Raw genomic sequence first — 10663 nt, forward strand, 5'->3', positions numbered from 1 at the left:
ATTTCGGCAACAAAGCCTCTATAGATATCAATTTAATCAATCTGACTGTTAAAAGGTGTTATATGAACGACATTTTAATTGCTGCCTTAGCTGGCGGTGCGATTGCACTGGTAATTAGCGGACTGAAAGAAGTAGTTCTATTTTCTATAAGAAAGATGAGAAAGTGAACTGCCCTGCGAGATTTGGTTGCGTAATTCGATGACACTAAATCAAGAAGTTACGATCTGATCGGCTATCTCAATTAATCATCATCGCCTTATTCCGAAACCTCGTTACAAAACAACTATCAGGAAACTTTAGAAGAAAACCCTAATCAGCCGTGGGTCACTCACTTTCTGGATTGATGAAGATGCTATACGCGAGCGGAAGCAAAGCAAAGATGGTAAGCGTGTTTTCTCTATGCCATTGAGAGCACTGCAAGGTTTTCTAGGCTCTGTATTTGAGCTAGCTAACATACCGCTTGTTTGTCTACACTACACCTGTATAAGTTGTCGAGCCGAGCAGGTTGAGATTTCATTTAAGACCAAGACCAGAGGTACGATACAGCATCTAGCCATTGATGCCTCTTGTCTCGAGGTCTGTAGCGTAGGTGGATGAAAGGCCAAGGAGCAGGTACTGACGGGAAGCGTAGAGTCTGGAGAAAGATGCATTTAGCCGTTGTCACCATCACTCACGAGATAGTAACAGAAGTGACTTTATCGAATGCCACTGATGCAGAAGTCCTTCCCAATATGCTTAAGAAAACGCGTCGACGAATCATCGAGATATCTGGAGATGGTGCTTACGACATAAGGAATAGTCATGATTCCATGCGGATCAAACAAACTGTTCCGCTTATCACAACAAGAGAAGGGGGGGCCTTTTGTGAGAAAAGACACCTTCGCAACCTTCGCAATTTAGTGGTGGGTTGCCAAAAGCTCTACGACTCCACAATAAGTGGAAAAAGCGGTACGGCTATCACAAGCGTTGAATCTCAGGCAGTTTCGGTTTTCTGTTCGAATTACGCAACAAAGCCGCCTTGAGCTTATAAGGCAGCTTAGGTATAAAAGTCTCGCAATAGCGCGGTGGTACATCCACGCAGATAAAGGAGGATGCAATCAAAACAAAAAGCAACAGTATTAATCCTCAGCTATTCGCACTTCCATTAAAGATAACTTATATAATAGAAATACGCTAAAAAGGTATAGCTACTGGTGTGCTAGTTTTCTAGCATTCAACCTCACCGTCCGTCGATTCACATTCCATATCACCACCCGAAGGGGTGTCACATACCCATATGTCACCATCTTGCTCACAGTCAGCGAATGAGGCTGAGGAGAAAGCTAAGAGAGAAAGTGTAATCAGAAATAAATTTTTCATTAGTAAGGACCTTGTATGTTTGTAGTAGGAGGATTATCCCTTTACTTTCCAAAATGACTTACCAATTCATGCCAAAATTAAAAATAATGGCATGTTTTATTAGCTACTGAAATCAATTAGGAGGGAACTCATACTTTTGCCCATATTACAAGTCAGTAAGCCCAAGTTAATGTGTGTTCTTGGAGGGAAAAGTGTCATGAGCCCATGCTATTCGTAACATGTTTGGAGCCTCTTCCTGTTTCATATTCCGCCAAAACTATTCTGAACAGAAACGTGTAAGGGAGCTTTTTATCTATCTTATTGTGAATTATCAAGAGTATCGTAAGTTCACGTTGATGGCACAAAATGGTAAGAACTTTTCTTGTAGCTTATTTAGTATACGACGACATAGTAAGCCGTCCATCCTGCTAGGTTAATTTTCAACCTTGCTTAGACATACATAGAGTTTCGCTAAGTCAAGCTTGAGGTATCAAGACAATAGCACCATGGATAGTATCTAAAATGAAATCTACGAGATCAATCATGAAGAAAATAGCACTAACCGCTACACTGGCATCACTACTTATCGTGGCAACATCTCCGGTACAAGCTGTAACAGAGGAACAAGCGATGGTATCCGGTGTTGCACTTGCGTGTACAGCTTTTTACGTGGGTCAAGGTGACGAGCGTAAAGCTGAGACTACAGGTCGTATCGCTGACTCACAAGGCTTGACCGAATCACAACAGAGACAAGCACTAATTCAAGCGTCCGATCACATGAGTACCTTACCTGCGAGTGAGATTAACGAAGTTTGTCAAAATATTATTTCTGTTTACGGTTAAATATGGGCATGACTCGACTCTTGAGGCACGCGCAACATGACAGTTCAATTAGGGCAAACAGCGCCTCAGTATTTTGACGAACTACATGTCCCAAACTAACTTTGAGGCACATTTATGTCGTCCAAATTCGTCAAAACGGTTTGGATAGCAATATCGTTGTGCTTGCTGCTGGATAGCCCCCTTAGTAACTAATAGAAAAGCTCGGTCATTACCGAGCTGTTTCTAGACAAATTAAGCAGCCAAAAATCACTATCAAAACCAAATCAACTTGCATTTCCTCCATTCTCTGCTGAACTCTAACTATTCTAATGGCGATTTGGTTCACATCGTTATGTTGTTCCAATCTCCAGCACAGCTGGGTCGCTGCCAACGACTCTGATGTACAAATACATCACAACCCCCTCAATCCCAGGGAAAAATGGGATATAACCTTTATATGAGCAGACTCATGTCACTGACCACTGCTTCATCTAATTAGCACTCAATAGTAATGCGTGCTACACACCCTCGGGGCTAAAAGCCCGACCATAGATGCGCTTCGCATCTGCCCGTATCGCCCGATACGTAGACAAATCTTACCCAATTGCTGCTCGAGGTTTCCTCGTAGTGAGGTGTGGTTCGAATATAGGAAAAAACATAGAGGCAACTTAATTCGGTTCCTCGCGTATGTAGTTTTTATTTTCTATTCAATAACTAAGCAGCTAAACAATCCCCATGTATCTAGGACGAAAAACGACGAATGTCGCTCTGAACAGGTGCAGTAGGCAGCTAAATGACTCGCTTATCATGGTAAGTAAGTCCGCGATAGGGCGCTAAGCTGTGGGGCTAATACTAAACCTCGAAAAACAAAAAAGGGGACAGCGCTGCGCGACGTATTCGCGCGTGTAGGTGTTTCACCTACCACTAACACTCACTATTACTGTTCCCTAGTCTCCATTCCGCAACCACTCAGGAGATTGGTATGTCCAAAAGAAATGAAGTTCGGTCTAGGCATCGTTTTGAGCGCGCTAATCCCAATGCTCGTAACTTTGGGCTCAGGGCGCGCTGCATGCTGAAAGCTGCGGAACACGCAATGGAGGAGCGACGCCTTGCCAGCGCGTGCGGTTTTAGCTCGCGTCATCAGCAAGTAAAAAGGTTTGCGTTCTTTGTGCACTACATGCAAGAACGCTATCAGATTAAGGACATGCGCAGAGTAAGACGTGAGCATGTCGAAGGTTATGCAAAGCATTTGCGTACTGTATCTAATAGCACTCAAAAGAGCGCGTCTTGGGCACAGAACTACTTATCTGCCGTGAACACGATACTTTCGCAGGCGAGAGGCGACAATGAATGTCGAGTCACCGGAACGGAAGCTCAGCTATCGAAGCGTGAGTTTGAATATGGCGTAGCTAAAGGCAGCTCTGATGAGGAATTTCATAGCTTACAGAGGCTTTTGGGAGGAAGAGAGTTCAGCATCGCTTCGCTACAGCGCGCGTTTGGGCTGAGATTTGAGGAGGCTGCGAAGCTCAATGCTCACCGAGCACTGCGAGAAGCGCAGCGGAATGAATACATTTCCATCGCTGCCGGTACGAAAGGAGGTAAACCCAGGAGAGTTGACGTGTTTTGTGACTCTCAATATCAAGCCTTAGAAAATGCAACTAAATATCAAGGCGACCACAAATCGATGATCCCAAAAAATAGCAGCTACAAAAAGTATCGAAGCTTCTATTACCGACAAATAGGGAAAATCGGATATCGCACCCATACTCAGCGCCGCGAGTTTGCTAGGACGCTATATGAACTGTTCTTTGCTAGACAGGGACTCTCAGTGATTGCGCCAATCGACAGTCACTGTGATAGAAAACAACAAGTTCGCATTATTGCCAATGAACTCTATTGCGCCTACCAGGATACATTCGGTCTTTACTGTGATGTTCGTTTGAGAAGCGTGCATGACTTCCTTACAGAGGCATCGGAGCTAAATTTCCAAGCTCTCAGTTATATCTCAAAGCAACTAGGCCACGAGAGGGCAAGCATTTCGAGAGTGTATGTGTATTAGGGGGAAAAGCGATGAACAAAGCCATAGCTCAACTTGAAAAACATCTTCACCTCTATATGCGCAGCGGAGGCAAAACGAGCCGAAAACGACAGGCACAAAAAATGCGCATCGTAATAGGGTACATGGTCGAAAAAGAGAAGGTTAAAGGGCTCGAGCAGATAGGGCGAAAACAAGTAAGCAGGTTTTATCGCGACAATCGTCATCTGGCACCTTCTACTCGCCGAGATTACTACTATGCAATTAACGTGATTTGGCGTCAGTTTCTGCAACGCGCATCGGAGCCACCCATATTTAAGTGACCTTTTAATGCTTATCGGAGATTTTCCCAAGGCCTAATACTCTCGATTGGCGTGTCCAAAAAGGTGTACCTTTTCGGACTCCGTTGGTTTGGCCGAATGGTACCCTAAATCGTGTGCATTAAGTCTGCAAATTACTAACTGCACATGTACACGAAACAAAAGGGACTTTTCAGACACTTAAAAGGGGCTCCCATGTTAATAGGTTATGCGCGCGTCAGTAGTGACGAACAAAATCTAGATGTTCAAATAGAACAACTATCCAAAATAGGCTGCGAAAAGATTTTTCAGGATAAAGCTAGTGGCAAGAGTGCTGAGCGCAATGGACTTAAGCAACTTCTCGAATTTGCAAGGGAAGGGGACATAGTTCATGTGACAAAAGTGGATCGCATCGCTAGAAACACCATCGATGCGCTTGGCGTCGCTGATCAATTAAGCGCGCGTGGCGCGGGGCTTGTTTGTCATGACCTTGGCGATTTAGACATCAACAGTGACGTAGGCCGGGTGATTTACACCACCATTGGTGCATTTGCGGAAATGGAACGCTCTCGGATTTTGCAACGCTGTATTGAAGGGCGGGAAAGAGCGCGCGCGTTAGGTAAGCACCTCGGGCGTTATCCCAATTTGGAGTTACATCAACGTATTAAAGATTTGGCTGCTGGTGGTTGGAGTAAGAATGCGATTAGCCGAGAGTTGGGGATTAGTCGATCTACGGTTTATAAAGTGTTGCGTGAGGGTTGATATAGTTTTGGGAGGGGGGCTGTCGTATACATGAAGAAGCACCTTGTTCAGTTGGTGGACTACCTATTACACATATGAGGTGTACTCATTCAAATGCATTTATGCCCCTTTCCGTGCCGGAGACACTTAACTTTGCAAATCACATTGAGTTGGTTTGACCTAATTTTCCTTATCTGTGTGTTGTTTAGTATGATGCTGTCTGACCAAACCTTTTCTCATAGGAAAACAAGGAACATTACTGAAAAAGAAAACTTAGTAGATTTGGATTAGGCTTGTATGCCAAGGAATATTACGAAGCAGGTCGGACTCTCAAAGACAATGGTTCAAAGGCACTCCGTATCATGTAATAGAGCACCTTCCTGTAGGCGTTAGCTATGGTAGTGCTTCCCGTAGGCAGGTGCCGAAATATACTGCCTAAATCTTCATTGGTACGTTGGGAGAACGTAGTTAAGTGAGCCAACCAGCATGCTCTGCCAACAAAGCTTTGAATCAAAAAAACACAAGTTATGTAAGGCATTTAGATCAAGAAGGTTGATTGCCATACGCTTCTATGATAATCAATCATGTGCATTCCTGCTTAATCAATACAAGGAGTTAGCACGTGAAACCTCTCGGATCAATTAAGCCTACTGACGAACAGATGCAGCTTTTCACGACCCCTCACCCGATGAACCGAGTGATTCGAGGGGCAGCAGGAAGTGGAAAAACCACCATAGCCCTGTTGATGTTAAGGTTAGCAATAACCTTTCATAGAAATAGCCGCTTGAGAAGTGGAGAGGAAGATAAACCTATTCGTGCCATGGTATTCACCTTTAACACTACTTTAAGTTCATATATCAGGCAATTAGCTCACGAGATTGGTCATGAAATTGACATTGAGGTTCAGACACTTGCCAAGTATTGTAGAAATAAATATCCTGACATTAATAAGCTCAGGCTCGTAAACAATATTGCTGATAGTCATTTCCTAATCCTTGATTCCTGTGGGTTAGAAATTGATTATCTTCACTCCGAAGTCGACTATATTTTGGGAAGATTCCCACTAGGTGAGCTAGATCTTTATCTAGATACAACACGAGTTGGCCGTGGTTCGAAACCGAGAGTCGACAGAGCCCTGCGAGAAAAAATTCTTAACAACATTGTACGTCCCTATCAGGCTTATAAGAAAGCGAATAACCTCGTTGATTGGAATGACATAAATCAATACCCAGCAACTAACTTAAATGACAAATTCGACATAATTATCGCTGATGAGACTCAAGATTTCTCTGCCAATGAACTTCGAACTGTCGTGTCTATGCTGCACGAACAGTCACATGGAACATTCGTTATTGATACCGTGCAAAAAATCTATAACAGAGGGTTTACGTGGCGGGAAGTTGGCTTAGAAATACGACCTCAGAACTCTTCTCGGCTTACAAAGAACTATAGGAACACATTTGAAATTGCTCGCCTGGGGTATCAACTACTCAAACAAGTTGGCATTGATGCAGATGGTACAGTTCCTGATTATGAAAGTTGTAATGTTTCTGGAAAACTACCAAAGATAATTTGCGGTCTTTACAATCAACAAACGGACTATGCAATCAGGTTCTTACTGGATGATGTTGACCTAAGAAATGAAACAGTGTGTTTTTTAGCTAAATCACAAAGAACTCAACGCTACCTTAAAACTAGGCTTCAAAACAGTGGCATCCTTTTCGCAAACCTAACTAAATCAACAGACTGGCCTGAAATCAACACTAACGTGGTTCTGTCAACAATGCACTCAGCTAAAGGCCTCGAATTTGATCATGTAGTTTTGTTAGGCTTGAGCGATGAGTTCCTTAGATACGACGAGGATGCTGAATCAGACTCATACTCAAATATCTGTAAACTGCTCACCGTATCGATTACTAGAGCTAAAAAGTCGGTGATACTAGGGTATAAGCAAGGTGATAAGCCAAGTATTCTTGACCTTATCGATAACGATACTTATGAATATTTGGAGTTGTAACCGTGACAAAGCAAATTATATCTGAACGAAAAATCGACGAAGTGCTTCATTTTACAACAAATCACGGTTTAGTAGGAATATTCACCCTAAACAGGCTCGTATCGAGAGATCAACTTTCCAAAGAACAAGCTCTTGAATATATCACCAAGTACAACTCGAAGTACCGTTCTGATCCACAGTGGACGTCATATGTAAATCTTTCTATATCTAGGATAAACTCTAGTTTTTTCGGGCATAGCAAAAGTTGGCATAGAGAAGAGTACGATTTCTGGGTTATTTTGGCATTTGATGCTGAAATCCTCAACCATGAAAGCGTTGTATTCACTACTACCAATAATATTTACAGAAATGAATGTGTGCGAGGCATAGGTTCCGAAGGTTTAATTAAGTTATTCGGTCATCAAGTCCTATCAAAACGAGGCAATATGAAGTCAAGATCCTCTTCATTTCCCGATAACTGGACAACGTGCGAAGAAGCTGAAGTTTTGTATCCAAAAGAGATAAGCCTTGACTATTTGAAGACGTTATATGTTCCTGATGAAAACACATATGCACTAGCGAGTGCAGCTTTATCATTTGATGAGCGCTTAAAAGATATCACTATTGAAGTTAACGAAGATAAATTCAAAGGACTATAGATGAGCGACTTTCGTAAGACTGCAACCATAAATTCTGCACTTTGGGCTGCTTATGCTGACGCCTTGGGGTTTATAACAGAGTTAGCTAAGACAAAAAACACGATAAAGACACGATCAGATTTTGAAATAGTAATGGATACTATTCCATGGAAGAGAAAGCTAGATGGGATTTATGGCACACAAGTGCATCTTCCTCAAGGGACATACTCGGATGACACTCAGCTAAGGCTTAGTACATCAAGGGCTATTAATGGTAAAGGCTACTTTGACATAGAAGCTTTTGCGAAGTGCGAACTTCCCGTATGGTTAAGTTACGCTTTGGGAGCTGGGCGAGGTACAAAAGTTGCTACTAATAATCTTATAAAAAAATCTGTGAACTGGTATTCAAACTTTTACAACCAAAAGGATTCGCAGTATGTGTTTGGTGGTGGTAATGGTGCTGCTATGCGCATTCAACCACATATCTGGGCTGCCACAGATCTTGCGGATATAGAAACATACATCATTGATGTAATTAGGAACTCTATCGTTACTCACGGGCATCCTAGGGCTATAGCAGGTGCCATGCTACATTCCTTATCCTTAGCACGGCTTCTACGTCAAGAAAGTATATCATTGGAAACGCTCAAAGATGATGCCATGATTTGCAGTCGAGCTTCATTCTTCATTAAACAAGATGACATGCTCGAGACATTCTGGTCACATCAATGGGAAGCAGAGACTCAACAGACATTAGATGAAGCATTTACAAATGTAGCAGAAGAGCTAATTCGAGATATCGAAATAGCTTCAGAATGGTTGCTTTCTCCGAAACTCGACTATAAAAACTTATCAAAATTGCTTGGACTAACCGAGCCATCTCAAAGAGGGTCTGGGAGTAAGACTGCTCTCGCCGCTTCGCTATTAATCATAAAAAACTATCGACTAAATGACCCTAAAACACTTCTAATTGATGTTGTTAATGAGTTACAAACTGACACAGATACTATCGCTACCATGTTTGGTGCTCTTTATGGAGCTAGCGCTCGCACTCGACCGTCAGGACACATACAAGATATCGACTACATACTATCAGAAGCAACTAGAATGTATGAGGTTAGTACAGGAAATGAAACCAGGTCTTTTGAGTACCCAGATGCTTTAAACTGGGTGCCTAACAGATCTTCTTTAGACAACGTTACCGTCAGCGATAACAAGCTAGTTATGGCGCTGTTTGGAGACATAATGCCTATTTCTGAAGCATTTGAAGACCAGAAAAAAGGTCACTTATACAAATGGTACTCAACGAAGTACGGATTCTCACTATTATTGAAAAGAAGAGTATTCAACGACTTTAATGAAAACCAGCTAGGTATTTGCCCCAACTCTAAGCTTAGTGAATCGGAATTCATAACGAAAGAGGCCTACACTTCAGAAATCCCTAGTTCAAACTCTTCAGAGCCATTAACTCAATCTGCAAATGTGTCACAAAGCAGAGATACGGTACATGATATGAAATCGTTAACTATAGAAGCTATAGAAAGTGGTTTCGATGAAGCCCTCATAGGGAAACATATAAAGCTGTTAGCTAACAAGAAAAACTACTCTATTGAAAGCGTAATCGCTTATAGTTCAATAATTGCACAAGCATACAATGGGGACTAGAACTTAAATGCAGTTCATTCTGAGCTAGTTTTGAAGCGTTCAGGCAGCTAACTTTCGATTCTTTTATGGTTAGAGCAGAGCTAGATTCGTCTCTGACTAGATTCGCGCGCTTCCTAATAGCCGATAGTGTCCTTGTTAAGTCTAGTGGATGAGTAAATTGATCCACTAGATTAGAGGTTTTGCCATACTAAAGATAATCCGATAAATGCTAATTTAGCAAAGTCAGTGCCACGTCTTTGTCCAAACGTGTGTTCAGTGAGAGTGCATAATATACCTTTGCCTCTTTTTGAGTTTCAAATGTCTGTTATCTCACTTTGTTAAAGCAACAATCGACATACTTCACCTACTGCCAGTAAGATACCTACAAAAATATATAAACGTAGTAAGCAACGAGAAAAACTAGTGATACGAGAGAAACAAAAGAAACTAAGTGGGCAAAAACGGTTGCAGTAGATATACATAATCACGTTAAAAATATTTCACTAAATTACGCTGCCGATGTTGCTCCAAAACTATGTTATGCCAATGAGGTACGCCAATACGGAAATGATATAGCAGGTTGCATTTAAACCAAATTCGAGACGGATATTCTGATCTATGAATGGATAGATGATGCTACGTGGACACCGAGAGTTGTAGTGGAAACGAAAGTTGATAGTGTCACAACCCATGATGCCATTACGTACAGCAAGAAAGCTGAGAACCATAGAGTAGTGCACCCATTTCTGCGTTACGGAGTGTTTATTGGTGGGGCTGGCAACGGTGGTACCAGCAAGACTACTTCGTCACGGTGAAGCATTTGATGTCATGATTGCATGGAAAGACTTAATTTCCACGAAAGAAGAACAACAAACACTTTTTAACATCTTAGTTGATGAAGTGGAAACTTCAAGAGGGTTGAAAAGGTACTTTACAACAACCGAAGCAAAGAGCGCCAAAAGGATACCGCGTATCATCTACCGTTAGTTCAATTTGAAGTACAAATCAAATGAGCCCTCCTGTAATCCACTGAAGTGGTCTAAAATGCCCACGCTTAGATATAGGTTTATTTGTGGTACTTAAAGTTTAAGGTCAGTTGTTCTTCACCAGAAAAATTTATTTTATTCTTTTTTCTGTATTGTTCATTAAA

General features: G+C 42.0%; 9 protein-coding genes and 1 pseudogene. 9 read left to right on the forward strand and 1 reads right to left on the reverse strand.

All coding sequences use genetic code 11. The features are described 5' to 3' along the window. Nucleotides 1-312: 312 nt before the first annotated feature. Nucleotides 313-967, forward strand: a pseudogene (locus HW45_RS28710) (IS5 family transposase); the annotation flags it as partial. Between the two features lie 239 nt (nucleotides 968-1206). Here HW45_RS28710 and HW45_RS29490 read toward each other — a convergent pair. Beyond that, the gene (locus HW45_RS29490) at nucleotides 1207-1359 is read right to left on the reverse strand and encodes a hypothetical protein (protein ID WP_160171193.1); all 153 of its coding nucleotides are present in this window, start codon (nucleotides 1357-1359) and stop codon (nucleotides 1207-1209) included. A 522-nt stretch (nucleotides 1360-1881) separates the two neighbouring features. Here HW45_RS29490 and HW45_RS04255 point away from each other — a divergent pair. The 8 genes from HW45_RS04255 to HW45_RS04290 all read left to right on the forward strand — a co-directional run bounded on the left by HW45_RS04255 (nucleotide 1882) and on the right by HW45_RS04290 (nucleotide 10500). Next, nucleotides 1882-2181, forward strand: coding sequence for a hypothetical protein (locus HW45_RS04255; protein WP_038225105.1), 300 nt, complete (start codon nucleotides 1882-1884; stop codon nucleotides 2179-2181). A gap of 961 nt (nucleotides 2182-3142) precedes the next feature. Then, nucleotides 3143-4219, forward strand: coding sequence for an integrase domain-containing protein (locus HW45_RS04260; RefSeq protein WP_051867764.1), 1077 nt, complete (start codon nucleotides 3143-3145; stop codon nucleotides 4217-4219). Nucleotides 4220-4230: 11 nt separating this feature from the next. Beyond that, nucleotides 4231-4518 (forward strand): hypothetical protein, encoded by a 288-nt coding sequence (locus HW45_RS04265; protein WP_038225107.1) that lies wholly within the window; start codon nucleotides 4231-4233, stop codon nucleotides 4516-4518. Nucleotides 4519-4710: 192 nt separating this feature from the next. Further along, nucleotides 4711-5256, forward strand: coding sequence for a recombinase family protein (locus HW45_RS04270; RefSeq protein WP_038225109.1), 546 nt, complete (start codon nucleotides 4711-4713; stop codon nucleotides 5254-5256). Between the two features lie 601 nt (nucleotides 5257-5857). Further along, complete coding sequence (locus HW45_RS04275; RefSeq protein WP_038225111.1) at nucleotides 5858-7252, forward strand: 3'-5' exonuclease; 1395 nt, start codon at nucleotides 5858-5860, stop codon at nucleotides 7250-7252. A gap of 2 nt (nucleotides 7253-7254) precedes the next feature. Further along, nucleotides 7255-7890: a DarT ssDNA thymidine ADP-ribosyltransferase family protein gene (locus HW45_RS04280; RefSeq protein WP_038225113.1), complete on the forward strand. Its 636-nt coding sequence runs from the start codon at nucleotides 7255-7257 to the stop codon at nucleotides 7888-7890. Beyond that, a complete protein-coding gene (locus HW45_RS04285) occupies nucleotides 7891-9534 on the forward strand; it encodes an ADP-ribosylglycohydrolase family protein (RefSeq protein WP_038225115.1) in 1644 nt (547 codons plus the stop codon). 747 nt (nucleotides 9535-10281) lie between these two features. Beyond that, nucleotides 10282-10500, forward strand: coding sequence for a hypothetical protein (locus tag HW45_RS04290; RefSeq protein WP_038225117.1), 219 nt, complete (start codon nucleotides 10282-10284; stop codon nucleotides 10498-10500). The last annotated feature ends 163 nt before the right edge of the window (nucleotides 10501-10663 follow it).

The sequence above is a fragment of the Vibrio sp. ER1A genome (assembly GCF_000733315.1).
Taxonomy (GTDB): domain Bacteria; phylum Pseudomonadota; class Gammaproteobacteria; order Enterobacterales; family Vibrionaceae; genus Vibrio; species Vibrio mediterranei.

Bases quoted from the DNA above. Each gene is read 5' to 3' on its own strand.
- HW45_RS29490 (WP_160171193.1), bottom strand. From the start codon at position 1,359: ATGAAAAATTTATTTCTGATTACACTTTCTCTCTTAGCTTTCTCCTCA.
- HW45_RS04255 (WP_038225105.1), top strand. From the start codon at position 1,882: ATGAAGAAAATAGCACTAACCGCTACACTGGCATCACTACTTATCGTG.
- HW45_RS04260 (WP_051867764.1), top strand. From the start codon at position 3,143: ATGTCCAAAAGAAATGAAGTTCGGTCTAGGCATCGTTTTGAGCGCGCT.
- HW45_RS04265 (WP_038225107.1), top strand. From the start codon at position 4,231: ATGAACAAAGCCATAGCTCAACTTGAAAAACATCTTCACCTCTATATG.
- HW45_RS04270 (WP_038225109.1), top strand. From the start codon at position 4,711: ATGTTAATAGGTTATGCGCGCGTCAGTAGTGACGAACAAAATCTAGAT.
- HW45_RS04285 (WP_038225115.1), top strand. From the start codon at position 7,891: ATGAGCGACTTTCGTAAGACTGCAACCATAAATTCTGCACTTTGGGCT.